General features: G+C 65.2%; 25 protein-coding genes. 11 read left to right on the top strand and 14 right to left on the bottom strand.

Annotation, left to right across the window (positions count from 1 at the left end; all coding sequences use genetic code 11):
• Positions 1 to 28: 28 nt before the first annotated feature.
• Positions 29 to 1,348, bottom strand: a complete 1,320-nt coding sequence (locus tag ACRYLT_RS09685; protein ID WP_482663885.1) for a DUF2254 domain-containing protein — start codon at positions 1,346 to 1,348, stop codon at positions 29 to 31.
• A gap of 138 nt (positions 1,349 to 1,486) precedes the next feature.
• Entirely contained in the window at positions 1,487 to 3,283 is a 1,797-nt protein-coding gene (ligD, locus tag ACRYLT_RS09680; RefSeq protein ID WP_482663884.1) for a DNA ligase D, read from the bottom strand.
• 138 nt (positions 3,284 to 3,421) lie between these two features.
• Between ligD and ACRYLT_RS09675 the strand changes: the two genes are divergently transcribed.
• Positions 3,422 to 3,559 carry a hypothetical protein gene (locus ACRYLT_RS09675; RefSeq protein WP_482663883.1) on the top strand — a complete coding sequence of 46 codons (138 nt, stop codon included), beginning with the start codon at positions 3,422 to 3,424 and terminating at the stop codon, positions 3,557 to 3,559.
• A gap of 60 nt (positions 3,560 to 3,619) precedes the next feature.
• Here ACRYLT_RS09675 and ACRYLT_RS09670 read toward each other — a convergent pair whose 3' ends face one another.
• The 4 genes from ACRYLT_RS09670 to ACRYLT_RS09655 all read right to left on the bottom strand — a co-directional run bounded on the left by ACRYLT_RS09670 (position 3,620) and on the right by ACRYLT_RS09655 (position 7,014).
• On the bottom strand, positions 3,620 to 3,862 hold the full coding sequence (locus tag ACRYLT_RS09670) for a KTSC domain-containing protein (protein WP_482663882.1): 243 nt from the start codon (positions 3,860 to 3,862) through the stop codon (positions 3,620 to 3,622).
• A 162-nt stretch (positions 3,863 to 4,024) separates the two neighbouring features.
• Complete coding sequence (locus tag ACRYLT_RS09665; RefSeq protein WP_482663881.1) at positions 4,025 to 4,414, bottom strand: response regulator; 390 nt, start codon at positions 4,412 to 4,414, stop codon at positions 4,025 to 4,027.
• Positions 4,375 to 5,835, bottom strand: a complete 1,461-nt coding sequence (locus tag ACRYLT_RS09660; protein ID WP_482663880.1) for a sensor histidine kinase — start codon at positions 5,833 to 5,835, stop codon at positions 4,375 to 4,377. Before ACRYLT_RS09660 ends, ACRYLT_RS09665 begins: the two co-directional genes overlap by 40 nt.
• 9 nt (positions 5,836 to 5,844) lie before the next feature.
• A complete protein-coding gene (locus ACRYLT_RS09655; protein WP_482663879.1) occupies positions 5,845 to 7,014 on the bottom strand; it encodes an acyl-CoA dehydrogenase family protein in 1,170 nt (389 codons plus the stop codon).
• 225 nt (positions 7,015 to 7,239) lie between these two features.
• Here ACRYLT_RS09655 and ACRYLT_RS09650 point away from each other — a divergent pair, with 225 nt between their 5' ends.
• The 3 genes from ACRYLT_RS09650 (at position 7,240) to ACRYLT_RS09640 (ending at position 12,743) form a co-directional block, all read left to right on the top strand.
• Entirely contained in the window at positions 7,240 to 10,119 is a 2,880-nt protein-coding gene (locus tag ACRYLT_RS09650) for a hybrid sensor histidine kinase/response regulator (protein ID WP_482663878.1), read from the top strand.
• A 135-nt stretch (positions 10,120 to 10,254) separates the two neighbouring features.
• Positions 10,255 to 11,043, top strand: a complete 789-nt coding sequence (locus ACRYLT_RS09645; protein WP_482663877.1) for an alpha/beta fold hydrolase — start codon at positions 10,255 to 10,257, stop codon at positions 11,041 to 11,043.
• Positions 11,044 to 11,063: 20 nt separating this feature from the next.
• Complete coding sequence (locus tag ACRYLT_RS09640; RefSeq protein ID WP_482663876.1) at positions 11,064 to 12,743, top strand: ATP-binding protein; 1,680 nt, start codon at positions 11,064 to 11,066, stop codon at positions 12,741 to 12,743.
• Positions 12,744 to 12,793: 50 nt separating this feature from the next.
• Here ACRYLT_RS09640 and ACRYLT_RS09635 read toward each other — a convergent pair whose 3' ends face one another.
• Genes ACRYLT_RS09635 through ACRYLT_RS09625 form a run of 3 tightly spaced genes read right to left on the bottom strand, consistent with a single transcriptional unit; the run spans position 12,794 to position 14,867 of the window.
• A complete protein-coding gene (locus tag ACRYLT_RS09635; protein ID WP_482663875.1) occupies positions 12,794 to 13,195 on the bottom strand; it encodes a TadE/TadG family type IV pilus assembly protein in 402 nt (133 codons plus the stop codon).
• A complete protein-coding gene (locus tag ACRYLT_RS09630; protein ID WP_482663874.1) occupies positions 13,195 to 13,668 on the bottom strand; it encodes a TadE/TadG family type IV pilus assembly protein in 474 nt (157 codons plus the stop codon). The genes ACRYLT_RS09635 and ACRYLT_RS09630 overlap by 1 nt, the downstream gene beginning before the upstream one ends.
• A gap of 2 nt (positions 13,669 to 13,670) precedes the next feature.
• Positions 13,671 to 14,867 carry a pilus assembly protein TadG-related protein gene (locus ACRYLT_RS09625; RefSeq protein WP_482663873.1) on the bottom strand — a complete coding sequence of 399 codons (1,197 nt, stop codon included), beginning with the start codon at positions 14,865 to 14,867 and terminating at the stop codon, positions 13,671 to 13,673.
• A gap of 445 nt (positions 14,868 to 15,312) precedes the next feature.
• On the opposite strand from ACRYLT_RS09625, the gene ACRYLT_RS09620 reads away from it, so the two are divergent.
• A complete protein-coding gene (locus tag ACRYLT_RS09620; protein WP_482663872.1) occupies positions 15,313 to 15,501 on the top strand; it encodes a hypothetical protein in 189 nt (62 codons plus the stop codon).
• Here ACRYLT_RS09620 and ACRYLT_RS09615 read toward each other — a convergent pair.
• Positions 15,496 to 15,726 (bottom strand): hypothetical protein, encoded by a 231-nt coding sequence (locus tag ACRYLT_RS09615; protein ID WP_482663871.1) that lies wholly within the window; start codon positions 15,724 to 15,726, stop codon positions 15,496 to 15,498. The genes ACRYLT_RS09620 and ACRYLT_RS09615 overlap by 6 nt on opposite strands.
• Positions 15,727 to 15,967: 241 nt before the next feature.
• On the opposite strand from ACRYLT_RS09615, the gene ACRYLT_RS09610 reads away from it, so the two are divergent.
• The 4 genes from ACRYLT_RS09610 (at position 15,968) to ACRYLT_RS09595 (ending at position 18,277) form a co-directional block, all read left to right on the top strand.
• Positions 15,968 to 16,174 (top strand): cold-shock protein, encoded by a 207-nt coding sequence (locus tag ACRYLT_RS09610; protein ID WP_482663870.1) that lies wholly within the window; start codon positions 15,968 to 15,970, stop codon positions 16,172 to 16,174.
• A gap of 238 nt (positions 16,175 to 16,412) precedes the next feature.
• A complete protein-coding gene (locus ACRYLT_RS09605) occupies positions 16,413 to 16,613 on the top strand; it encodes a hypothetical protein (RefSeq protein WP_482663869.1) in 201 nt (66 codons plus the stop codon).
• 132 nt (positions 16,614 to 16,745) lie between these two features.
• Complete coding sequence (locus ACRYLT_RS09600; protein WP_482663868.1) at positions 16,746 to 17,492, top strand: hypothetical protein; 747 nt, start codon at positions 16,746 to 16,748, stop codon at positions 17,490 to 17,492.
• 176 nt (positions 17,493 to 17,668) lie between these two features.
• A complete protein-coding gene (locus tag ACRYLT_RS09595; RefSeq protein ID WP_482663867.1) occupies positions 17,669 to 18,277 on the top strand; it encodes a TetR/AcrR family transcriptional regulator in 609 nt (202 codons plus the stop codon).
• A gap of 10 nt (positions 18,278 to 18,287) precedes the next feature.
• Here the strand turns inward: ACRYLT_RS09595 and ACRYLT_RS09590 are convergent, their stop codons facing one another.
• Positions 18,288 to 18,584 carry a DUF8200 family protein gene (locus ACRYLT_RS09590; RefSeq protein ID WP_482663866.1) on the bottom strand — a complete coding sequence of 99 codons (297 nt, stop codon included), beginning with the start codon at positions 18,582 to 18,584 and terminating at the stop codon, positions 18,288 to 18,290.
• A gap of 144 nt (positions 18,585 to 18,728) precedes the next feature.
• On the opposite strand from ACRYLT_RS09590, the gene ACRYLT_RS09585 reads away from it, so the two are divergent.
• Entirely contained in the window at positions 18,729 to 18,869 is a 141-nt protein-coding gene (locus tag ACRYLT_RS09585; RefSeq protein WP_482663865.1) for a hypothetical protein, read from the top strand.
• A 153-nt stretch (positions 18,870 to 19,022) separates the two neighbouring features.
• Here ACRYLT_RS09585 and ACRYLT_RS09580 read toward each other — a convergent pair whose 3' ends face one another.
• Entirely contained in the window at positions 19,023 to 20,318 is a 1,296-nt protein-coding gene (locus ACRYLT_RS09580; RefSeq protein ID WP_482663864.1) for a cyclic di-GMP phosphodiesterase, read from the bottom strand.
• A gap of 488 nt (positions 20,319 to 20,806) precedes the next feature.
• On the opposite strand from ACRYLT_RS09580, the gene ACRYLT_RS09575 reads away from it, so the two are divergent.
• Positions 20,807 to 21,055 (top strand): hypothetical protein, encoded by a 249-nt coding sequence (locus tag ACRYLT_RS09575; protein ID WP_482663863.1) that lies wholly within the window; start codon positions 20,807 to 20,809, stop codon positions 21,053 to 21,055.
• A gap of 222 nt (positions 21,056 to 21,277) precedes the next feature.
• Here ACRYLT_RS09575 and ACRYLT_RS09570 read toward each other — a convergent pair whose 3' ends face one another.
• Complete coding sequence (locus ACRYLT_RS09570) at positions 21,278 to 22,519, bottom strand: cytochrome P450 (protein WP_482663862.1); 1,242 nt, start codon at positions 22,517 to 22,519, stop codon at positions 21,278 to 21,280.
• A complete protein-coding gene (locus ACRYLT_RS09565; protein ID WP_482663861.1) occupies positions 22,516 to 24,141 on the bottom strand; it encodes a Dyp-type peroxidase in 1,626 nt (541 codons plus the stop codon). Before ACRYLT_RS09565 ends, ACRYLT_RS09570 begins: the two co-directional genes overlap by 4 nt.

Below are 24,141 nucleotides of genomic sequence, written 5' to 3'. Positions count from 1 at the left end.
CTTGTGGCGGGCTTTGCCGGCCGAGCGTTCAGCGGCGCGTCGCCAGTGCATCGAAAGCCCGTGCCACGGCCTTTTCGACATCCTCGAGGTCGGCCGGTTCCGTCACGTCCCTTCGCGCCGCCGAAAGGATCAGCTCGAGATGGCGGCGAAGTGCCGCTTCCTGCTCCACCGTTCGAAGATGCTCGGCCACGGCTCCGATCGCTTCCGCCATCCGGATGAGGACGGAAGGCTTGGCCGATCCCGCCTGGCGGATCTGGTTCAGAGCGGCATCCGCCGCTCCGGAATAGCCAGTCACCCGGCGGACGACCCGAAGCCTGCCCGAGCGGTCGAACAAGGCCGGCGGCGGAAGCTGCTTCTGGGCGAGCCGCGCCAGGCCACCTCGCAGCCGGTCGATCACGGCGATCGCGGTGAAGGGATCGTTGATCCCCGGCGAAAGCGCCCGAACCGCCACCTCCACGAGGTGCCGGATCGAGAATTCCAGATCCTGCGTCGGCGTTCGCTCCTCGCCGCTGGTGATGAACCGGTCGATCTCGCGCCGCGCTTGTTCGACATCGTCGGGGGGTGGATAGATCAGGACCTTGCGGTCACCCTCCACGACGAAGTCGCCGGGCCGGAAGTCCAGCCGGATCAGCCGGTCGTTCGCTTCGGCCCAGTCGATCAGCCCCTGGAGTTCGAGCGACTGGACATAGCCTTCACTCGGAAGAGGGATCCGGCAGGCTCTGTCCTCGAAATCGTCGGGAAGTGCCGCCGCTTCCGGATCGCCTTCGCTCATGTCCGGAAGCTGCCTCACCGAAGCGTCGAATTCTTCCCGGACCTTGCGCACGACCTCGTCGGCAACGATCGATCGGGCGACCTGCTGAATGAAGGCGAGAAGCGCGAGGACGCACATCAGCGACAGAAGGACTCCGGCCGTGACCGAAAGATGCGGAACGTCGGCCATTTCCATGTCGCGCCGGATCGAACGAAGCACGATCAGCAGGTAGACGATCGTCAGGATGAAGAAGCCCAGCACGGCCTGGGTTCGAAAGTCCGCCCGGAAGACTCGGATCAGTCGCGGGCCGTAGGAATTGGCGGCCAGCGACAGCGCCACCACCGTGATCGAAAAGGCCATGCTGGCCATGGCGATGATCGAGGTCAGCAGCGTCGAAAGGAGATTGGCCGCATCCTCGCCGCCGCCGCTCGTCAGCCACCAGCGGTGCATCTGGTCTTCCGCGCCGAAACCGCGGTCGATTTCGACCATCAGCGGCCCGAGCACCGCCCCGGCAACGAAGAACAGGCCGGGCAGCAGCCAGAGGCTCGACCGCATCTCGTCCCAGCCGGCGCGAACCCGCGCAAAGGGCAGGCTCACGCTCGCGCCCTCCCAATCCGCCCGGCGGTCGGTTGCGCTTGGTTCATGGCCCTGCCCTTCCTCCTGAATGCATCAAGGCGCGGGGCATGAGCGAGGTTCCCGAACCTGCGCATGGGCCCTCGTCCTGAGAGGTCCGTATCAAGGTCCGTTCAGGCGCTGGTCGCTCGATCCCCAGCCGCTCAGCGCCCCAATCCTCGACTTGCCGGTCAGACCGTCGAGATCGTCCAGCCTGAACGCAGACGCCGTTTGGATATCCTCCAGTTCCTCCCAGCTCACCGGCGCCGCAATGGGCGAACGCGCTCGCGCGCGAAGGCTGTAGGGCATGATGGCCGTCGCGGTTCGCTGGTTGCGCAGATAGTCGAGGAAGATCCTTCCCCGGCGCTTCGCCTTGGGCAGCGCCACCGTGTAGAGATGGGGCACCGCCTCGGCCAGAGCGGCACAGAATCGGCGGGCGAAGGCGCGAACCTCCGGCCAGCGCGCTTCGGGGGTGAAGGGAAGGATCACGTGCACGCCCTTGCCGCCGGTGAGCATCGGCCAGGATCGGAGTCCGACGGCCTCGAGCGATCGACGCATCTGGAAGGCCGCCTCCTTCACCGCCTCGAACTCGACGCCCTCGCCCGGATCGAGGTCGAAGGCGATCCGGTCCGGCCGTTCATGATCGGGCACTCGCGAGCCCCAGGCGTGAAACTCGATCGAGTCGGCCTCGACGCAGGCGATGAGACCTTCCACGTCCTCGACATAGAGATAATCCTCGGTCCGCCCGTTCTTCTGGAGCACCGCGACCCTTCGGATCGGCGGGTCGAAGTCCTGCTGCGTCCGGGGATGATTCCGGTTGCGCTGGAAGAAGCAGTGGCGGCCGTGGCAGCGCAGCAGGTTGAGCGGCCGACGCTTCAGGTGCGGCAGGATCAGCGACGCCATCTTCCGGTAGTAGGCGATCAGCGCTTCGCGATCCGGCACCGCCCCCGCTTCGACCAGGTGCGCCGGCTCCTTTCCTTGCTTCCGCGGGGTCGAGGGCTTCCCGTTCGGCGGCTCGGGAAGATAGGCGATCGACTTCACCGTCGCATGGCGAAGGCTTTCCTCGCCGCGAAGGTGGCGAACCCTCACCCGCATTTCGGGCCTGAGCCAGCTCGTCTCCGGCCGCGGCTCCAGCGCAAGAGCGGGCCTGTCCGCCTTGAGCCGTTCGTTGGCGCGCCAGAAGCGCTCCCGTTCGGCCTCGGAAAAGGTGACCATCGCGGCCCCCGCATATTCCAGGCGATGATCTTCGGTTTCGCGGGCGAGCAGCGCCACCGGGGCGAGCTCGCCCCTGGACGTTCCGATGACGACCAATTCCTCTTCGATGAACGCCTTGGTCTTGAGCCAGGATCGGGAAGGCCCGCTTCGATAGCGGCTGCCGAGCCGCTTGGAGACGATCCCTTCCGTTCCCAGCCGCTCGGCCGCTTGGAAGAAATCGGGCCCGCCGCCCACCACATGGTCGCTGAACTGGATCGGCGAGTCCGGGCGATTCTCCCCGAGCAGTTGGCGGAGCCGCTCGCGCCGATCCTCGATCGGCTCGCGCCTGAGATCGCGCCCGTCCAAGTGGAGCAGGTCGAAGGCGACGAAGACGAGTCCCTTCGGCGTCTTTCGCGCCAGTTCGGTCCTCAGCGCCCGGAAATCGGAAAGTCCGCTCGGGCTCTGGACGATGATCTCGCCGTCGATGATCGCCCCGCCGCATTCGAGACATCGGGCGAACCCGGCGATCGATCGATACTTTTCCGTCCAGTCCAGTCCGGTTCGGGTGAAGACGCGAACCTCGCCGCGATCGATCACGATTTCGGTGCGATAGCCGTCATGCTTGATTTCGTGCAGCCAATCGTCGCCGTACGGCGCCCGATCGACCAGGCTGGCCTTCATCGGCTCGATGAAGCCGAGTCCGAGGCGGTGGGCGAGACCGGTCACGCATCGGAATCGCTCGCCGGGCGCCCCGGTTCCATGCGGGCAAGCTGCCCTTTCCCGATCCGGCATGGGATTTTTCTGCCCAAGCGGGATCGATCCCCGTCGCCTTCCATTCTTGTCCTTGAAAAATGGAGGAAATGAATGAGGAACCCGAACGACCGTCCGCCGGCGGAGCCGCGGATCCGCGGCGTGCCGAAGGCGGCCATCATCGCCACCTTCCTGGCCATCGCCATTCTTCTGGTGCTCGCCTTCGCCTTCCCCTGGCCCGCGCACGGCTAGCGCATCGCGTCCATCCTTCTCCGGCTCCGGGCGACGGCGCGGCTGGCCCGGGTTCAATCATCAGGCCGCGCGCGGCCCGTAGCGCCTGCGCTCGGGATCGAAGCGGCAGCGATACTGGCCCTTGATGAAGCGATTATAGTGTCGGCCGGGCGATCCAGCCGCTTTCAAGGCCTCGAATGCCTGCGGCGGAACGTCGAAATAGACGTATGCCGGGCCATCGCGGAAGCAGACCCGGAGCTGCGCCGTCCGGTCGTCATACACTATCCGGCTGATCAGGCTCGATGAGAGTTTGGCTGCCCGCAAGTCGATCTTCCCTGACAGAAGAATCGAAGGTGAAAGAGGCGCGGAATCCTTCGTTCCGGTCCTGTCGGCAGTGCGAATCGGATTCGGGCCGAGGCGAATCTTGCAGGCAGCTCCCGGCCTGTCGGCGGTCGCCGGCCGATAGATCGGGTCGGGCGTGGTTCCTCAGACGACCTTCGCCAGTGCGTTTCGAACGTCGTCCAGCGAATAGGGCTTGGTGATGGTCGGCACCTGCCGGTGCCGATCGGGATGCTCCGTATCGCCATAGCCGGTGGCGAAGACGAAGGGCACGCCCCGTGCAGCCAGAGCGTCAGCCACCGGATAGCTGTTCTCGCCGTGCAGGTTGACGTCCAGGATGGCGGCGTCCGGGTCGGCCCGGCCGATCAGGTCGAGCGCCTGCGGAACCCGCGAGGCGATCCCCGCAGCCTCCCAGCCAAGGCTTTCGAGCATGTCTTCGAGTGCGAGGCCGATCACCGGCTCGTCCTCGACGATCAGGATCCGCCGTGTTGCCAGGTTCAGCCCTCCACCCGCGGAAGCGGCGCATCGATCACACACATGAGGCCCTCCCGTCGAAATTCCAGCTGGACCTCCCCGTTGAGTTCCGAGGCAAGTCCGCGCTCGATCATGCGCGTTCCGAATCCGCGCTTCTGCGGCGGCTCAACGGCCGGACCGCCCTGCTCGATCCACTCCAGCCGCAATCTCTTTTCGCCATTCTCGCCATAGGTCTTCCAGCGCGTCGTGACGGTTCCGCTGTCGTTCGAAAGCGCGCCATATTTGATCGCATTGGTGCACAGCTCGTGGATCGCCATGGCCAGGGAGACGGCCGTCTGCGGTGCGAGTTCGACGTCCGGTCCCTCCACCCTGTGCCGGCTACGGTCGGCGCCGCACGCCGCGCCCGCGGCCGCACTGACGATCTGCCCGATCCTGACCGACTTCCAGGTCTGCTGGGTCAGCAGGTTGTGAGCGGCCGCAAGGGTTGCGAGCCGGGCCTCAAAGGCCGCCCGTTCCTCCGCCGGCGACGCCCGCCCCCTGAAGGACTGATGGGCGAGCGCCTGGACGATCGCCAAGGTATTCTTCACTCGGTGGTTGAGTTCGTTGATCAGCAGCCGCTGGCGATCCTCGGCCCGCTTGCGCTCGCTGATGTCACGAGCGGTGATCGACAGGCTTGCGATCGCTCCCGATTCGTCGTGGACGGGCGCGAGCGACAGTTCGGCATGGCTGCGTCCCTGGTCACCGGCTTCCAGCCGGACCTCGATCCCGGAAAGAATCTCCCCGGCACCGGCCTTGGCGAGAAGCTCGCTCAGCCGCGCTCGCTCCTCGTCGGGAAACAGGTCCGTCACCCGCCCCTGCGATCCCCGCTCGAGCGCTGTTCCGAACAGGCTCGATGCGGCATCATTATAGGCGACCACCCGCCCCTCCGGATCGACGGCGATGAAGGCATCGGGCGACTGGGTCAGGATGGTGGCGAGATAGCGTTCCGACAGGGCCAGCTGGGATCGCCGCAACTGGTCCGGGGCCGCCTTTCGGGCGGCGAGCTGCTGGTTGATCCGGCCATAGACCGCGGCGGTCGCGGATTTCTCCCGTGCGGCTCGAGCGGCCTCTCCGATCAGGTCCGCAAGGCTCGTCGCCTCGGCGGAGCTGCTCGCGGTCCAGGCGGAGGCGAGATTGGGAACGAAGGGCAGTCCGGCCCGGAAGCGATCGAGCCGCTCCGGCGGGAGCAGGAACACGATCTGCGATTTCGGCGAGACGGAGCGAAGCTGCTGGGCGACCGGGAGCGGGCGTTCGACCATTCCCCCGATCACCGCCACGTCGGGCGCCTCAGCGCCGGAATCCATTGGCGGCAACTGCCCGGCGGCGTCGGGCTGGTCGAATTCGATCACGAACCGGTCGGCCGCCGGCCCAAGCGCGGCCTGAAGGCGCGCCCGGTCGCCTTCCGTGCCGACGATCATCACTCGGTACCTGCCTTGTTCGGGCATGTTCGGTTCCTAGAGAAGCGGCAGATCGAGCAGGGAACGTCCGAGCCAGGTCTTGAGCAGATGCGTTGTCGGGGCCATCACATGGGCGGCCTGGGCATCGCGCATCAACATCGCAATCCGGCTGTTCTGGGCATAGCCTCGGCCGCCGCTGAGAGTCATCGCCCGCTGGGTGACCGAGGCGGCCATTTCGGCGACGTCCGCCTTGGCGGCGAACAAGGCGAGCGGAGTTGCGGGGTCACCCGCATCGCCCAGCCTTGCGGCATGCTGGATCAGCTGCCGGGTGCGCTGGACAGCCGTCCACATTTCGGCAACGTCATGCCACAGCACGGGCACGTCGCTGAGCGCCTCGCCGCTATGGGCGTGGCGGCGCCCCTTGAGATGGGCGATCGCCGAGTCGAGCGCCGCCTGGGCGATGCCGAGATAGACGCCGGACATGGCGATGACGAAATAGGGGGCAACGACCTCGAACACGTACCAGATTTCGTCGCCTTCGGCGCCGAGCAGGTTCTCGTGCGGGATCCGTACCTGGTTCAGCCGGACTCCGCGCGAGCTGTTGCCGCGCATTCCGAAGCCCTGCCAGTCATTCTGCCATTCCATTCCAGGCGATCCGTCCTCGACGGCGAAGCAGCTGAAAGCGCCCGGGTCCATCTCCTCGCCGGGAGTCACGGCCGACATCACGTAGGAATCGGCGTGGCTGCCGCTGGTGACGAAGCTCTTCTCGCCTTCCAGCACGATCGCGTCCGCCTCGCGGCGGAACTGGGCCCTTGGAAGAAAGAAATGGGTTCCCGTTCCCGGCTCGCTGAGGGCGAGCGAGGTGATGTGCCGCCCCTCCGCGATGGGCCGAAGGAAACGCTCCTCGTGATAGGAGGTCGCCTTGGCGGCGAGCACCTTGGCGGCCACGCTGTGCATCCCGAAGCACATGGCGGTGGAGCTGCAATGGCGGCCGAGTTCTTCGGTGATCGCCGCCAGCGCAACCAGGCCCTGGCCGTGTCCGCCCAGATGCTCGGGAATGTGAAGGCCCATCAGCCCCGCGTGGGCAAGGGCACGCATGCCGCGTTCCGGCCAGCGGCCCTCGACGTCGACGCTCGAACGGTCTTCCTGAAGCACCGTGCTCCCGATCTCCGCGGCCAGTTGCCGCAGGGGCTCGAACGCATTCGGGTCGGCCGACGGTGAAAGCATTGCGCGCCTTTCCGCTGATTCTGACGGGAGATCCTGAGCGGAGCTAAGGCCGTGGGCGGCAGAGTCAACGCGCGAACGTTTCGGGGTCGCGTTCCAGTTGGAAGGGTTCGATGATCCTTCTTTCGGCTCGTTCGTTTGAGCAAGGCCCCCGTGGGCTTCCAATGCCTTCGTCCCGACGGTACCCACGACCGGCATAAGTTCTTGCGGCAGGCTGATTCTCCTTCGATGACCAACGGGACGGAAGAACGACTGGGATCGACCGATTTCCTTCCGGGCGGGTCGGAGGTCGCTCGGATCATCGCGGACTATCCCTGGGAAGAAACCAGCCTTGGCCCGATCGCCGAGTGGCATTCGACGCTGAGGACGACGGTTGCGCTGATCCTCCGCTCGCCCGTTCCGATCGTCACCCTGTGGGGTGAGGAAGGCGTCATGATCTACAATGACGTCTATTCCGTCTTCGCGGCCGAGCGCCACCCTGCCCTGCTCGGCTGCAAGGTTCGCGAAGGCTGGCCCGAAGTCGCGGACTTCAACGACCATGTCATGCGGGTCGGCCTTTCCGGTGGGACGCTCTCCTACCGCGATCAGGAGCTCACCCTCCGCCGCTCGGGCAAGCTTGAACAGGTCTGGATGAACCTGGACTATTCGCCGATCTTCGATGAACGGGGAAAGCCGATCGGTGTGATCGCCATCGTCGTCGAGACGAGCGAAAAGGTTCGGGCCGAGCGGCAGCTCAGCCAGGAGCATGAACGCCTCCGCCAGATGTTCGAACAGGCGCCCGGCTTCGTTGCGATGCTGAGCGGGCCCGAGCATCGTTTCCGGCTGGCGAACGAGGCATATTACCGGCTGATCGGCCGTCGGGAGATTCTCGGCAGGACGGTGAACGAGGTTTTCCCCGAAGCGACACTGCAGGGCCTTATCGCCCTTCTCGACCAGGTCTTCGAATCGGGCGAAGCCTTCGTCGGCAAGGCGACTCCCGTCGAAATCGAAGTCGAGGGTGCGGCTCAACTGCGCTTCCTGGACTTCGTCTACCAGCCGATCAAGGACTCCGAAGGTAAGGTCACCGGAATCTTCGTCCAGGGCAACGACGTCACCGATGAGCTTCGCGCCCAGGCGGAATTGCGCGAGCGGCAGGAACAACTTTCCGCCTTCATTGCCCAGTCGACCGCCGGCTTCGCCCAGGTTGACCTCACCGGCCGCTTCACCCTCGTCAACGACCGGTTCTGCGAAATTGCGGGCCGCTCGCGCGAAGAGCTGCTGGCGCTCAGGATGCAGGACATCACCCATCCCGAAGACCTGTTGCGCAATGTCCCGCTGTTCGAACGGGCCGTGGCCGACGGAACGCCCTATGTTCACGAGAAGAGATATGTCCGCCCGGACGGATCGAACGTCTGGGTGAACAATTCCGTGTCGGTCATCAGAAAACCGGGCGGCGATCCTTATGGCGTGCTCGCCGTCAGCATCGACGTGACCGATCGTCGCGCCGCGGAAGAAGCGGTCCGCGAGAATGAGGCGCGATTGCGGGCGATCACCGACAACCTGCCCGGTGGGATGGTCTACCAGATCTGCACTGGCAGCGACGGCAGCGATCGTCGATTCCTCTACGTTTCGCAGAGCTTCGAGAAGCTGACCGGCTATTCGGCGGAGAAGGTGAAGGAAGATCCGCTGCTTCCGTACCGGACGATCCTTCCCGAGGACCTGCCGGCCCTTGCCTCGGCCGAGCAGGAGGCGATTCGAACGGTGAAAGCTTTCGACGCGGAGGCGCGCTTTCGCCGGTCGGACGGCGAGATACGCTGGGCCCGAATCATCTCCGCGCCCAGGCCGCAGCCCGACGGAACCGTCATCTGGGACGGGATCAAGATCGACATCACCGATCGCAAGCAGCTCGAAGACGAGATGAAGCGGCTCAACGAGGGCCTTGAGGAGCGAGTCCGGCAGCGCACGGCGGAGCTCGAGCGCGTGCACGAGCAGCTTCGCCAGTCGCAGAAACTCGAAGCCATGGGCCAGCTCACCGGCGGCGTCGCCCATGATTTCAACAATCTGCTGACTCCGATCATCGGCAGCCTCGACCTGCTGAGCCGAAGACCACAGGCCGGCGAACGGGATCAGAGGCTGATCGGCGCCGCCCTCGACAGCGCCGAACGCGCCAAGACGCTCGTTCAGCGGCTGCTGGCCTTCGCTCGTCGCCAGCCGCTCCAACCGGGCCCGGTCAATGTGTCGGAGGTGGTGACCGGAATGGCCGACCTGGTCGCAAGCACTTCGGGTCCGCGGGTCAAGGTGGTGACGGATCTTGGCGAAGGTCTGCCGCTGGCGCTTGCCGACCGGAATCAGCTGGAAATGGCCATTCTGAATCTGTGCGTGAACGCTCGCGACGCCATGCCGGACGGAGGCACGCTTTCGATCCGGGCGGAGCCCGAAGATGTCGGGCCGGATCATGTATCGGGCGTGCAACCCGGGGCCTATCTCAAGCTTTCCGTCTCCGACACGGGGACCGGAATGAGCGAGGAAACCGCGGCTCGGGCGATCGAGCCCTTCTTCTCGACCAAGGGCATCGGGCGCGGGACCGGGCTCGGCCTTTCGATGGTGCACGGACTTGCGCTTCAGCTCGGCGGTGGCCTCACCATCAGGTCCCAGCTTGGCCTTGGCACGACGATCGACCTTCATCTTCCGCTGGCCGAGCCGCGCTCTCCGGTTCGCTCGCAACGAGCCGCTGAGCAGCGGGTCCTGGCGGTCGGCGCCGGCCGGGTCCTGCTGGTCGAGGACGAGGCCCCGGTCAGGGCCAGCACCGCCGAGATGCTTCGCGAACTCGGCTTCGAGGTGGAGGAAGCCGGAGATGCAGCGGCCGCCCTTCAACGGCTGGAAGTTAGCCAGCCCGACTTCGTCGTTACCGATCATCTGATGCCGGGAATCACCGGAACCGAACTCGCTCACATGATAGGGGAGCGGCACCCGGAGGTTCGAACGCTGATCATCTCCGGCTATGCCGACATTGACGGCATTTCGCCCGATCTGGCGCGGCTGTCCAAGCCGTTCCGCCAGCACGAGCTTGCCGCGAGCCTGGCAGCGCTTCGTTCCGGCACCGCCGAAGACGGGTGTCCGACTCTGTAGGATCGCAGCAAGCCTGCCTTGGTTCGCCCCGACTGGAGGGAACCGGCCGGTCGATCATCCGATACCCGAATGTTCGGTGACACTTAGCGTCGGAATCGATAGAGCCGCAGAACTCCACCTCCAAGGGAGCTTCAATTGGATCCGCTGAAACGCAACAACGTCCATGTTTCGGGCATTGACGGTCCGGCCATGCTGTTCGCCCACGGCTATGGCTGCGACCAGAATATGTGGCGCTATGTCGCTCCGGCGTTTGAAGAGACTCATCGGGTCATATTGTTCGACCATGTCGGCTCCGGAGGATCGGACCTGTCGGCCTGGGATCCCGAAAGATATGCCTCGCTCGAAGGCTATGCGGACGACGTGGTCGAAATCGGCGAGGCTCTGGGCCTGCGCGACGCCATCTTCGTCGGCCATTCGGTCAGCTCGATGATCGGGATCATGGCGGCGAAGCGTTCGCCGGGAATGTTCACCCGGCTCGTCCTGGTCGGCCCCTCGCCCTGCTATCTCAACGATGAAACCTATACCGGAGGGTTCGACCGGACTTCGATCGAGGAACTTCTCGACTTCATGGACGCCAATTATCTCGGCTGGTCGAGCGCGCTCGCGCCGCAGATCATGGGCAATGCCGACCGGCCCGAGCTGGCGGAGGAGCTGACCAACAGCTTCTGCCAGACCGATCCCGCGATCGCTAAGCATTTCGCCCGGGTGACCTTTCTTTCCGACAACAGGTCGGACCTCGAAGGGGTGCAGGCCGATGTCCTGGTCCTTCAATGTTCCGATGATGTCATCGCTCCGGATGCCGTCGGCCGCTTTGTCCATTCGCGCATCCCGGGCAGCCGCTTCGTCCAGATGCAGGCGACCGGGCACTGCCCCAATCTGAGCGCGCCCGACGAGACGATCGCGGCGATCAGGGCCTGGCTCTGAAGGCCCCCGTACCTGGACTCGTGCTGACGCTCGAACAGGAAGCCGTGGCTCTTTGGGAAGACGCACCCTGCGCCTATCTCACCGCCTTGCCCGACGGCACCATCGTCCGTGCAAACCGCACCTTCCTGAAGTGGACCGGCTATTCGGCGGAGCAGCTTCGTGGCCGCCGCTTCCAGACGCTGCTGACGATCCCCGGCCAGATCTACCATGAGACCCACTTCGCCCCGCTGCTCCGGATGCAGGGCGAAGTGCGCGAGATCGCCTTCGATATCGTCTGCGACGGAGGCGAAAGGCTGCCGGCCATCGTCAACACGGTTCAGCGACGGGACGAGAAGGGTGATCCCGTCGCCAATCTGATTACTCTCTTCAACGCAAGCGACCGCCGGCGTTACGAGCAGGAGCTGCTCGAGGCGCGCCGAACGGCCGAAGCGACGGCCGCGGAACTGGAGAAGCTCAACCGCGAACTGGAAGCGCGAGTCGCCGCAGAGGTTGCGGAGCGGCTGCGCGCCGAGGATGCGCTCCGCCAGGCACAGAAGATGGAAGCGATCGGCCAGCTTACCGGCGGAGTGGCGCACGACTTCAACAACCTCCTGACCGTGATCATCGGAAGCCTCGACAATCTCGTTCGCCACCTCGACTCGGCCGAGGACAATCGCGACACTCGGCGGATCCGCCGCCTGTGCAACATGGCGCAGCAGGGCGCGGAGCGAGCAGCGACGCTCACCGCCAGATTGCTGGCCTTCTCCCGCCGGCAGCCGCTCGATCCCAGGCCGATCGACGTCAACCAGCTGATCGCCGGACTGTCCGATATGCTCCATCGCACCCTTGAGGAGTCGATCGCACTCGAAATCGTCGCCGCCGCGGGTCTCTGGCCGGCCCAGGCCGATCCCGTCGAGCTCGAACGGGCGATCGTCAATCTCGCCGTGAATTCCCGCGATGCCATGCCTGGCGGTGGCCGACTCACCATCGAAACCGGCAATGTCTCGTTCGACGAAGATTATGTCGAGCAACTCCCCGAGCCGGTTCCACCGGGACAATATGTGATGATCGCCGTCACCGACACCGGAACCGGTATGGATCCGCAGACGGTCGACCGGGTGTTCGAGCCCTTCTTCACGACCAAGGAAGCGGGCAAGGGCACCGGGCTTGGACTCAGCCAGGTTTACGGTTTCGTCCGCCAGTCGGGCGGCCATGTGCGCATCTATTCCGAGCTCGGTGAAGGCACGACCGTCAAGCTCTATCTGCCGAGGGCCGCCGGTCGAGCCTCACCGACCAATCTCGCTGCGGGCGCGGGCACGACGAAGCCGGAGGGCGGCAACGAGATCATCCTGGTGATCGAGGATCATGACGATCTGAGAGCCTTCGCCACCGGCGTGCTTCGGGAGCTTGGCTATGTCGTCTACGAAGCCGCCAGCGGACCTGCCGCGATCGACCTCGTCCGGTCGGGAACCCGACCGCACCTCCTCTTCACCGACGTCGTGCTTCCGGACGGAATGAACGGGCGCGAAGTCGCCGAGCGGGTGCAAAGTCTCGCTCCGGACGTGAAGGTCCTGTTCACGACCGGCTATACGCGCAACGCCATCGTTCACAACGGCCGCCTCGATCCGGGCGTCGCGCTCCTGCCGAAGCCGTTCACCTACAATCAATTGGCCGCCAAGGTCAGGCAGGTGCTCGACCAACCTGTTTCCCAGCGGCGCTGAGCCGGCAGCCCGGGCAGTTCCGAAGTCGCCCCAGCTGCAGTGGGAGCGGTCTAGGCTTGGGGATGAACGAATACCCTTCGCGACTGACGAAGGGTGATCGTTTCCTGGAAGACCAGGAAGTTCAAGGGAATCGAGTAGCGGATCTCGATATCGAGATAATTGGCGCCGCCGGACTGGCCGGAGACGATGGTCGGGGTGGACAGGCGTGCCGGATCCAGACCGAAACGACGATCGGCCATTCGCTGCTGGATTTCCGCCGTCGTCGGTCGAGGATGGATGGTGGCCAGGCGAGCGCCCTCTCCAAGCGCGTTTCTGAGGCCGGCATTGGCATAGAAGAGCAGCCCGAGCTGCGACAGCCCGACCAGAGCGAGAATGATGACGGGTGCGGCCAGAGCGAATTCAATCGCGCTTGCGCCTTTTTCATTGCGTCCAAGGGTCCGGCGTAGCCTCATCACTGGATCCTCAGTGCGCGGCTCACCGAAAGGGGCACCGATCCATCGGAACGATCGGTCGAGCCGGTTCGGAAAATTCCGAGCGGAAAGATGGGTTGGTAGCTGGAACTGATCGCAACCTGCACATAGCGCGTGATGATCTGACCGTTCGGACAGGTTCCGTCGAACGCCGGCTGGCGAACGCCATTGCACTCCAGCCAGGTCGTGATGGTGACGGCGCTTTCCGGAACATTGGCGCCGCTCGCCGCTTCGGGGCGAAGGAAGCTGTAGTCCGTCTGAACGCTTCCGACGGCGACCTTCTCGAGCGCTCGCTGGGCGCCCTGCTCGAGATTGAGCTTGGTCGCAAAGGCCATTGCCAGGTCGATGACGCCGACGATCATCAAGGTGATGAACGGCGCGATCAGCGCGAGTTCGACCACGCTCACGCCCCGCTCGTCCGGCCGAAGACGTCGGAGGATGAGCCTCCTCCGCATCGTCACTCCACCAGCCGAACGAAGATGGCGTCGAAGGCCCGGGCGCCGCCATGGGCGGGGCAGCTGTTCTGGACCCGGCTGTTGCCGGAGAAGGTGATCCGCCGGGCGACGAGCTGGAGGCACTCGGTTCGAAGCCCGGTATTGCCGTTGAAGGTCATGTCGCCGGTGGGAAAGTAGAAGCCGCCTTGGAAGCTCGACGCGGAATTGCCGTTGATGATGGTTTCGGTCCCCGCCTCGGCTCGACGGTCCTGATAGAAGAGAATCCCGGCATAGGGGCCGCTGCTTGGCGAAGTGAGATCGAGCACGGCATTGCCGTTCATCCGAAGCGTCGCGATCGAGGAAGGATCGGTGGCCGCGGTTCGGCTGGTGAGGACGAAGGTCACGCCGTTGCCGGTGACTTCTGCGGTCGCTGCGAAATGCAGTTCGGAACCGTCGATAAAATAGGTTCCGGGCTCGAAAGTCACATTGCCCTTCAAATCCATGCCTCGATAGCAGCCCGGGCGGATCGTCTCGGTTCGGTTGGGCTGCACGTTCACCGGTCCCTGGCATCCGGTCGGGGCGGGATCCGGCAATCGCGAATAAGGATCCGACTGAGTCGGGGAATAAGGCAGGAGCGTCGTGGGCTGGACATAGCCGCGACTCTCGGGAACGCCCCCGACGGCGGCCACCGGCGAGGCCACGACGGATGCGTTGCCGGCAGCGACGACGGCGGAACCGGAGCGCGAGTTGGTCGCAATTCCGCAGCCGAGATTGACGCTTGTGCTGCCGGTAAAGGTGATTCCGGTGGTCGTCCCGTTCTCAAGCGCGACCATGCAATATTGTCCGGTAAAGACGGCCGCTGCCGTCGCCTGTACCTCGATCGTCGGAGTCGCGCTGGTGAAGAAGGCCATGAACGGAGTCGTCCGCGCCGCCGTGAGTGTCACTCGAACGGCGCGCGGATTGCCGGCATAGGGTCCGCTCGTGGGGGCGTTCTCGACCACGGCCGGACCGCTCAAGGCGACGGGGTTGTTGAGTTGCAGGTCCGCCGTGGCGGCGGCATTGGCCGAAGCATTCTGCACCCGGGCATGAGCCCCGGCAATGGCCGCCGAATCGGCCGCTCTCTGGAGCTGACGACGGGCGAGAGTCAGCTGAATGGCGTCGACGGCAAGCGCCGCCGCTCCGATGATCAGTGGGAGCGAGGCGGCTCCCAGCATGAGCATGTTGCCACGCTCATCCGCCGCAAGCACTCGCGGCTTCGCTAGAAAGCTCATCATAACTGACCTTGCACACGATGCGTTGTTCGGCCCTGCGCGCAAAGGGTTAAGATTCTCTCTCGGGCTGGAGTTAATCCGGTCGGAATGCGGCGAGTCGCTTTTGAACATCGACCGAGTCCGTCCCGTCCACGCCCGGCACCTGCTGGAGAGACGGTTTCGGGAACCTGTATCGGTGTTTCCCGGAGCGAGCCTCCACCGGTCGCGGCATCGCCCCGAAACATCGAACGCGATTAGGTGCCGCGACGATGTCGTGTTAGGGTCTGATCATCGTCGGCTGTCGCGCAGCGAGCCTGCCGGCGCCTGAGAGACGAGCGGGAGCTTGCCCCCGCCGAATGACGGCTCCGCCGTCGCCGAGTGCTCCCGCTTGCATGGGCTTCGAAAGGGAACATTCATGGACCTCAACTATCTCCTCCAGCGCGAGCAGATCGAACGGATGCGCGCCGACCAGGCGGATTGCGATCGCGCCCGCGCGGCCCATCTCGGGCTTGCCGAACATTATCGGGCGATCATCGATGTCCAGCGTCGCCGGCGTTTGGCAGCCATTGGCCTCAAGTCCGAGCTTCACCAGCCTCGGCTATAGCGGCAACGCTGGGGGCATTCCGCAATGTTTGGCCAACTGGTTCTGATCGGCCTCATCGGTCTCCTTTTTGCGGGTGGGCTGGTCGCACTTCTGGCGGTCGCGGCGTTTCGCCGACGAGAGGCCAGGCAGGCTCGGGCGGAACGCGTCAGGCGCGGCCGGCCGGTCGTGGATGAAGGAGCCTGAAAGGATCGGCACATCCGTTTCGGGCGTGATCGAGCTCGTCACGCGTCGTCTCCTGCCCGGCCCTGCTTGGCTCGGACCGGCTGGACTTGCCCGCGGCCGAGCATCGACGCGCACCGGCTGGGCCTTGGCGGTTTGCATTCCGCCCCGCCGCCGATTAGAAACGCTTCGCTACTAGTCGCAAACTGACGGTTCTGGGCGCTTTGCGGCTCCTTTTTCCTTCTCCGCTACTCCTAGCACCGCCGGCGCGAATGGACGTTCCGGCCCCCAGAAAGGAAAAAGTGAAATGCCCATCGGCAAAGTGAAATTCTTCAACGCCCAGAAGGGCTATGGCTTTATCCAGCCGGAAGATGGCGGCAACGACGCCTTCGTCCACATCAGTGCGGTCGAGCGGGCGGGCATGGCGACGCTCAACCAGGATCAGCGAATCTCCTACGAGCTGGAGCAGGATCGCCGCGGCAAGACCAGCGCAGTCGCGCTTCAGGCCGTCTGAGGAACGCCGGGCCTCCGGCTCTCCCGGCGGTACGGGCCGGGAGCCCGGAGGTCCGTTCACCTACCCTTCCATCGGCAAGGGACCTCGACCCGGTTCCGTTCCGGGGCGGGCTGGCGCAGAAGGGGTAACCCGCGCCGGCGAACGGGAAGTTGGAGCCGCTCGTCGCGCCGCGGGATTGATCGTCAGCCCCGAAATGGCGTTAGACTTCATTCGAGACCAACAACTCCAGGGCGCAAAGATGGCTAGAACAATCAAGATCGACCTCACCGAAGACGAAGCGGAGATCATCGTCGACGCCCTCGACGCCGATCATGAAGGCTATGTCGAGGCTGCGAAGGAGGCCCGGGGCAATAACCGGCGCTCCGAGGTCCAGACCTTCACCGAGGCCGCCGAGCGTATCGCCGCCGTTCGCGAGCGGATCCAGAAGGCGCTCGACTAAGCCGGCCGGAGTCCGGAAAGCAGCAGAACAAGCGCATCTTCGTTTCAATTCGATGCACCTGATTATTCAATCGCTTGACTAGGGATTGAAGTAGGATAGCCTTGCCCCCGTACAAAAGGGGGGGATCAAAACATGACAAGGACCGTCGGTGCGGCGATTATCGCCGTGCTCGTTACTTCGCCTGTCTTCGCTCAGGAGCCCGGCGCGGCCCAGGAAAATATGTCGCCGGCATCGCTACAGGCCGAGATCGCGCCACCAGCCTTGCCGGCAGTGCTGGAGACCGAACTTCCGGCGAACACCGAAATCCTGCTTTCGATGAATACGGAGATCACCAGTACCACGCAGCGGGCGGGCGACACTTTCACTTTGTCGACCGCGACGGATACGCGGATTGGCGACCATGTCGTCATCCCCCGGGGAACTCGGGCGGTCGGCGAAGTGACCTGGCGCACCGGCCGGGGCGCCTTCGGCAAGTCCGGCAAGATGCGGATCGCGCTTCGCTATCTCGATCTCGACGGAACCCGGATCCCGATCGAGGGCGAATATTATCAGGAAGGCGAAGGCAATACGCTCGCGACCGTCGGCGGGATCATCGCGGTCGGAGTCTTCGCCGGGTTCATCACCGGCAGCCGAGCCCGGATCCCGGCAGGACGGGAACTGGCGGCGCGCACCTCGCTCGCCGTACCGTTCCAGACCGCGGACGGACGCACTCGCCTTTCTTCCCGCTTCGGCGCTCTGCTCGACACCTGGCGCACGGCGCAGGCCAGCTCGCCCGAAGCGGTCTGTCGAACGCAGGCGCAAAGCCGCGGCGGCAGCAGCGAACGGGTCGCCGAACGGGTCCACGAATGCCTGGAGCGCAGCCGGGCCGGCACGCGCTGACTGCCACAGGTCGGAGAGCGGTTGCGCCGGCGGCGAGCCGCTCCCCTTCCGATTGCCAGTCGATTGGCTTGCCAGGGCGACGACGCCGATATCGCCGAAACTACACTGAACGGTGAGTTTACACGCCGGATTCCAGGCCGCACTGTTCGGATCCATCCGCTGGAGGAGCCGAAACCGTGACTCGAAGCGCCGCCGCCACCCGCGAAAGGATCATCGCCGCAGCCGACCAACTCTTCTACGCCGAAAGCTTCAGCGCGGTCAGCATGGAGCGGATCGCCGAAGCCGCCGGCGTGACCAAGAAGACGCTCTACTACCATTTCCGGTCGAAGGACGACCTGATGGGCGCCTATCTCGACGCCCGCCACGGCCCGGTAATGGAACGCTACCGAACCTGGGCCGGGGAAAGCGGCACGGTTGCCGACCGGATCGAGCGAATGATGCTGCGCCTCGGCGAATCCGCGCTCGACCGCGCCTGGCGCGGTTGCGGCTTTCTTCGGGCGGCCTGCGAACTCGCCGCCCTGCCCGGCCATCCCGCCGCCGTCGCCGCCCGCCGGCACAAGGCCGCCTTCGAACGCTGGTTCAGGGATCTGCTCGACGCCGAACAGCGCCCCGACAGCACGGTCCTGGCACAGGCGCTGATGGTGCTGCTCGACGGCGCCATCGCCCAGATCCTCGTTCACCGGAATCCCGCTTATGCCGAGGCGGCGGCAGCGGCAGCGCGATCGCTGCTTTCGGCGCCCAGGCCAATGCTGGCCACCGCGGAGCGGCCTCGCCGGGCGGCCTGATCTCCGCCGTTCAGCGGTTGCAGCGCGCCAGCTCTTCCGCCTCCATCCGGCCCGAGGCGGTTTCCAGGCTCACCACCCGATGAGCAAAGCGCCGGATTTCGCGGCAAGCGCGCTGGCGCGCCTGGGGCCGGTCAGCCAAACGTCCGGAACAGACATTGTCCCGGCACGGCCAGATCGACCGGTTGGCAATGACATGATCGCGTGAACGGTGTCCCCATTCGACCACCACGGTGGCTCGGTCGGATGCCTCCGGCTGGGCAGCCGCCGGGAGCGGGAGGAAGGCGAGGAAAATAAGGATTGCGCGCATGGGCAGCTCCGGAACGAGGGCTTGTCCGGACCAGCTTTCCTCAGCCTCGATCGTGCCTCAATTCACTAGTTGGTGTAGATTGGCCGCCGGCCTGCCAGCGGCCGGCTTGCTCCAGCTTGGGGAGCCCGCAAGAAAGCGAGGGCGATGTTCAGTTTTCGACCGCAGTGGAAGGAAGAGTTTGTGGTGACCGGCCCCGGCGGCTCGTTCAAGCTCGAGCTGGCGATGGGGGTGCTCACCGCCTTACTTCCGACTGAGGAAGCGTGGCGGCGCAAGGCGCCTCACTGAGCACCGAGCTGTGGCCGGTGCTTCGCGAAGAACTGGACGCTTGGTGCCGATCCGAGCACGCCCAGCTCGTCGTCAGCGAGACGGCCGCCGTTTATTGAAGGTCGAGAGCGAACAGGCGGGGCGCCGGGCGAAACCCCTTTCGTGGGCCGTGACTCAGGCCGCCATCTCGTCGCGCTCTGCGGTTCGTGAGGGTTGCCTGATCAGCTTGACCCAATGTTCGTCCCAGTCCGTGAAGCCCCATTTGCGCGGGTCTTCGCGTGACAGGATCTGGTCGCCTGCCGCCTTCAACAGGTCCAGATCGACGGCTGTGAGCCTGCGCCGGTCGAGGATCGAGTAGAAGATCCGCACGATCGGCCGGGTAAGGTCCGCGTGGTTCTGACCGATGACCAATCCGAGCCGGTCGGAGGCGAGCCTGACGAGGCTTCCCACCGGAAAGATGCCGACGCTCTTGACGAATGCGCCGATCACCGCCTCGTCGAAATGCCCCTGCCAGCGATACATGTCCGCGATCGTTTCCGCCGGTCCCGCCGCAGACTTGTACGGGCGATTGGAGGTGATCGCGTCGTAGACGTCGCATACGGCACCCATCCGTGCGTGAAGGCTGATTTCGCCGCCTTTCAAACCATAAGGATAGCCGGTGCCGTCCATCTTCTCATGATGGTGGAGGCAGACATCGAGCGCGATGTCCGGTATTCCTGGAGTGGCCTTCAGCGCCTCATGGCCACGCCTTGTGTGCGTTCGCATCAGGGCAATCTCGACTTCGCTGAGCCGGCTCGGCTTTTTCAGCACCTGGTCCGGCATGAACACCTTGCCGACATCGTGAAGCAGGCCCGCCGTACCGAGGTCGCGCACCTCCCGCTCATCGAGGTTCATCTGTCGGCCGAGGTTGATCAGCAGCGCGCAGACGGCGACCGAATGAATATAGGTATATTGGTCCTTGCTTCGAATTCTACTGAGGCTGATCAGCGCGTCCGAGCTTTGGTCGAGGGCGCTCGAGACTTCCTCCACCATCGGGACCACGCCGTTCATGTCGATCGCACGACCCAGGCGAACGTCGTCAAGCAACTGCAGCATCGGCCGTCGCAGCGCCTTCAAGGTCTGCGCCGAACGCTCGAACGGCTGCTTCTCGCGCGAGTTCGGGGCGAGCCGGGATGGAGGCTCTGGACGAACCGGCCGATCCCCCGGAACCGCTCGAAGCGGCTGGACAAGATGTGCCTCGGGTTGTGGTTCAGCGGGAGCTACAGTCACCTCGCTTGTCTCGTCGGGTCCGATCCCCTTTTCATCGTCGATTAGGACGATCTGAACCCGGCTCTCTCGAAGCGCCTGAAGATCGGCGGGGTCGGTGAGCAGGAACTTGCCGCGCCAGAAGGGATGGTCGAGCCATGAGGAATCGAAGCTGTGGATGAACATTCCGAGCTTCAGCTCGTGGCGCGAAATCCGCCTCAGCATGCCCCCTCCCTTATTCCCCGCATCGAGCATTAAGATCAGGAGATTACGAAAAGATTGACTCGACTGGCCGATGCTGTGCTGGGTTCTCGGGTCGAACCCTGCTATGTCGGACATGGAGGGCTGATGAGCACGATTGCAGTGCGTTCCGTTAAGCCTTCAGGACTTCGCCGCCGACTTCGTCGATCGCCGTTTTATACTCTCCTCGGTCTGGCTCTACTCGCGCTCGCCGTTGCGGGCTTCTGGCCGCAATATTTCGTGGCAGTGACCGGCGCAGCGCCTGATCCGTCAACCCGCTTCTGGCTGATTCACCTCCACGCCGCCTTGTTCATGCTTTGGCTCCTCTTCTACATCGCTCAAGCAGGCCTGGTCATGACCGGTCACGCAGCCCTGCACTTCAGGATGGGTCCCTGGCTTGCCGGTTCGGCTTTGCGACCGCCGCTTTCGGTGTCTATGCCGCAGGCTTCCTCGCCCAACGCTTCGGGGAGCGAATGGATGATCCCGACGCCGGCGCGGCCTTTGTCCTGTTCCCGCTCGTCGACATGCTGTTCTTCGCCGCGTTTCTCTTGCTGGCACTAATCCGTCGAAAGCGGCCTGACCTGCACAAGCGAGCGATGCTGATCGCAACCTACTCGATCGCCGTGGTCGGCGTCGGTCGCCTGGTCGCGCTTCTCGTTCGACAACGCCCTGATCTGGCAGCCGCTGATCCTTGCCCGGCTCATCGTCGCGCTCGCCTATGACCTGTTCGTCTGTCGCGGATCTACCGGGTTATGGCCGCCGGCCTGATCCTTCATCTCCTCAGGCTGAACGCGGAAACCTTCGCGGCCAGCGACGCCTGGCTCCCGATCGGCGCCGCGCCCTCGTCTCGCCGTTTCAGTAGCGACCTTCATCCGCACGTGAGGCTCCGGCGAGACGCGCAGGATTCTCGCGCGTCGCGGCAGCTGTGCTCAGCGTCCCGACGCTCAAGCGGTCGGCCCGACACACACCCAGAGCCGCTCCGCAAATGGGCCGTTCTTGGTCAGTCGCCCGGCGCGTCCGGACGCTCGCCTCAGGCCATCCTGTCGGAGAAGCGGCTTCAGCATTCGGTGAAGAGTGGCATGGTTGATGTGCCGGCCGAAACATTGGTGCAGGCCATGGCCGAAATGGACATATTCGTGTGGTCGCCGGCTCGAATCGAACCGTTCGGGGTCGCGCAGACGGCGCTTGTCCATCATCGCCGAGGCGAAGGCGGCAATCACAATGCTGCCCTTCGCAACCGCGGTTTCGCGCTTGGTTCCCCTGGCGATGACCGCGTCCCTCAGCGCGATCCGCGGCAGGCCGGGGGCAAGCGGATCGAAGCGCATCGCCTCCATCACGACGTCATGGAGCCGCCCGTCATCTCCCGTTCGGGCCGCCGATCGGGCGATCGCCAGCGCTTCCGGCCGCCTCAACAGCTGCTCGAGCGCCTGCGGAACCACCATCGGCGGCTGCGGCGGCCCGCCCACGATCATGCAGACCAAAGCGGTCCGGATCTCGACATCGCCATAGCCCGGCACTCCGGCCGACTGCAGTTCGAGGCAGCGGCCCAGCACGTCGTCCTTCGCCTCGCCCGCCGACTTGCGACGGGCAATCTCGGAATCGACATGGGCATGGAGCGACGGGACGATCGCGTCCACCTCCGCCCGAAGCGCCGGATCGTCCTTGGGATCGGCGAACTGGAATTCGAACAGCCGGGTCGCCCAGATCTGGAGATCGCCATCGGCCGGCTCGGGGATTCCGAGATAGTCGCCGATCATCCGGAAGGTGACGTCGCGCACCATCTGGACGACCTCGATTCTGCCCCCTGCCCTTCGAACCTGTTCCTCGGCGAGGCTTTCCGAGCGTTCGGCCAGAGCAAGCAGGTCGTCCGGCCGGAACACCCGAAGCATGGCGTCGAGCCCGGCGCGATAGTCCGGCGTGTCGCCCATGCCCAGGAAGAAGGGCTCGCCGGCGGTGATGACCTGGAGCTTGCCCCAATAGGGCACGGCGAAGGCGGAGTCGTTGCGGAAGACTTCGCGCACGTCGTCATGAAGGGTGACCACATAGGTGGATCCGATCCGAAGGATCGGCCTGAATCGGCGCAGCAGTCGGAATCCGGCCGGCATCAGCGCCATGATCCGCTGCCTGATCCACTTCTTCGCCGCCGGCGTTTCGCGAAGCACCGGCGGGCGTTCGGGCTCGCTCACAGCATCCCCAGATAATTCAGGGCCGGAAGGCTCGGGACGAAGAAATAATCGCCCCCGACCAGTCGGACGAAGGTTTCGACGTGGACGGTTCGGCGAAGCGGCTCCTCGCGGATCGTCATCCGCCCAGCCGGGCCGATCAGCGGGTCGGTCTCGTCCAACAGGGTCGCGAAGTTGGAATTGAACAGCCAAGTCTGCTGGACGAACTCGAACTGGCGGGCAATGTCGGTGTTGAGGCACATGAACAGGAGGCCGCGATCTTCGCCATCGTCCCTCCGTTCGTCGGCGATCTTCTCCCCATATTTGCGCCCGCGCCGCAGGATCCGGTGATTGTTCGCGGAGTCGAGGAGGGTCTGTCGAGCGTCCTGTGTCACCCTGGAAGGGTCCGGGAATCCGTCGCGCCCGTCGGGAATTGGCGCGAGCGCATCGCGCGGATTGGCACGACGGACGTGCGACCCCGCCGGGCAGCCGACGCCGTGCGGATCGTCCGCGCTGAACAGGAACCGATTGTCGGGAAGGCCATCGGCCGCCGCCGCCCTATAGCCGCCCGGACAGAGCAGGTGCCCCTCGCGGCTTCGCCCGACGACGCGCTCGGCGAGCCATTCGGCCGTCACATGCGCCGAATGATCGGGGTCCTGCTCGCGAATCCTTGCCGCATTGGCGTCCATCGAATTCCAGAAGGCGGCGACGTCCTGCTTGAGCTCCCGCACTACCAGATAGCTGCCGTTGAGCCCGAGGTCGAAGAAGCCCTCGGCGGAGCGGTGGGGCGTAAGCCCGGCGGCAATCGACCGCGGATCCTCGCCGGGAACGACCGGTCCGGGCGCGGGTTCACGGTGCCCGTTGACATAGCCGAACAGGAACTCGCCAAGCGGCACCCCCTGGACCGGATCCCGGGGCGCCGGCGCACCTCCCAGGGTGACGGCTTGCGGGTCATGGGGTTCGGGCTGCGAAAGCCCGTCGGCAAAGCCGAAATGCTCGTTGCTGATTCCGAGATGATTGGGATCGAGCACCAGCGGCAGTCGGTGAACCACCCCGGCGCCGTGCCGGCCGAGCACGGTATCCACCTCTTTGCACCAAATCTCCGCATCCGCTTCGTCCCGGGCGTAGAGGAGCAGCAAGGCGTGGACCGTGATCGGCGTGGGTTCGGGCGGAAGGCCCGGATCGCCGACCGGAACGTCAAAGGCGCCGATCCGACCCGGCGCCGAGCGCTCCTCGGCCGGCGGCGTGTTGGCGCTCCAGCGCGGCCCACCTGCGATCACCGTTTGCAGCCACTCGCCCTTGCGCCGGTCGCCGAGCCGGCGAAGGCGATCCTCCTGCATCATCCCTTCCCGGAACGGGCGGGCGAAGGAGGCGAGCGCCGTCTCGCTGAGGCCCATCCGCTCGAGCCCCGTCCAGGTGAAGGCGATCGCCGCCGCCCGGTCCTGGCGTTCGCCCTGCCGCGGCGGCACGGCATGGGTGATCGGCGCGACTTCGCTCAGGCTCTTCAGCCAGTCGCCGCCCGGGCCGCCCAGTTCGATGAACAGGGCCCGCCCGGTGGGAAGGGTGCCGAAGCCGGTGACGACGATCCCCTGGGTCTGCTCGGCGATTGCCGGCGCCAGCTTCCAGCTTCCCTTGCCTTCCGCCAT

Source organism: Sphingosinicella sp. SM1-17 (assembly GCF_056821765.1).
This window is presented reverse-complemented; position numbering and strand designations above follow the sequence as displayed.

Coding starts and splice junctions, on each gene's coding strand:
- ACRYLT_RS09675 (WP_482663883.1), top strand. CDS start 3,422: ATGAGGAACCCGAACGACCGTCCGCCGGCGGAGCCGCGGATCCGCGGC.
- ACRYLT_RS09660 (WP_482663880.1), bottom strand. CDS start 5,835: ATGCCCGAACAAGGCAGGTACCGAGTGATGATCGTCGGCACGGAAGGC.
- ACRYLT_RS09655 (WP_482663879.1), bottom strand. CDS start 7,014: ATGCTTTCACCGTCGGCCGACCCGAATGCGTTCGAGCCCCTGCGGCAA.
- ACRYLT_RS09650 (WP_482663878.1), top strand. CDS start 7,240: ATGACCAACGGGACGGAAGAACGACTGGGATCGACCGATTTCCTTCCG.
- ACRYLT_RS09635 (WP_482663875.1), bottom strand. CDS start 13,195: ATGAGGCTACGCCGGACCCTTGGACGCAATGAAAAAGGCGCAAGCGCG.
- ACRYLT_RS09630 (WP_482663874.1), bottom strand. CDS start 13,668: ATGCGGAGGAGGCTCATCCTCCGACGTCTTCGGCCGGACGAGCGGGGC.
- ACRYLT_RS09625 (WP_482663873.1), bottom strand. CDS start 14,867: ATGCTCATGCTGGGAGCCGCCTCGCTCCCACTGATCATCGGAGCGGCG.
- ACRYLT_RS09620 (WP_482663872.1), top strand. CDS start 15,313: ATGGACCTCAACTATCTCCTCCAGCGCGAGCAGATCGAACGGATGCGC.
- ACRYLT_RS09610 (WP_482663870.1), top strand. CDS start 15,968: ATGCCCATCGGCAAAGTGAAATTCTTCAACGCCCAGAAGGGCTATGGC.
- ACRYLT_RS09605 (WP_482663869.1), top strand. CDS start 16,413: ATGGCTAGAACAATCAAGATCGACCTCACCGAAGACGAAGCGGAGATC.
- ACRYLT_RS09600 (WP_482663868.1), top strand. CDS start 16,746: ATGACAAGGACCGTCGGTGCGGCGATTATCGCCGTGCTCGTTACTTCG.
- ACRYLT_RS09590 (WP_482663866.1), bottom strand. CDS start 18,584: ATGCGCGCAATCCTTATTTTCCTCGCCTTCCTCCCGCTCCCGGCGGCT.
- ACRYLT_RS09585 (WP_482663865.1), top strand. CDS start 18,729: ATGTTCAGTTTTCGACCGCAGTGGAAGGAAGAGTTTGTGGTGACCGGC.
- ACRYLT_RS09580 (WP_482663864.1), bottom strand. CDS start 20,318: ATGCTGAGGCGGATTTCGCGCCACGAGCTGAAGCTCGGAATGTTCATC.
- ACRYLT_RS09575 (WP_482663863.1), top strand. CDS start 20,807: ATGGATGATCCCGACGCCGGCGCGGCCTTTGTCCTGTTCCCGCTCGTC.
- ACRYLT_RS09565 (WP_482663861.1), bottom strand. CDS start 24,141: ATGGCGGAAGGCAAGGGAAGCTGGAAGCTGGCGCCGGCAATCGCCGAG.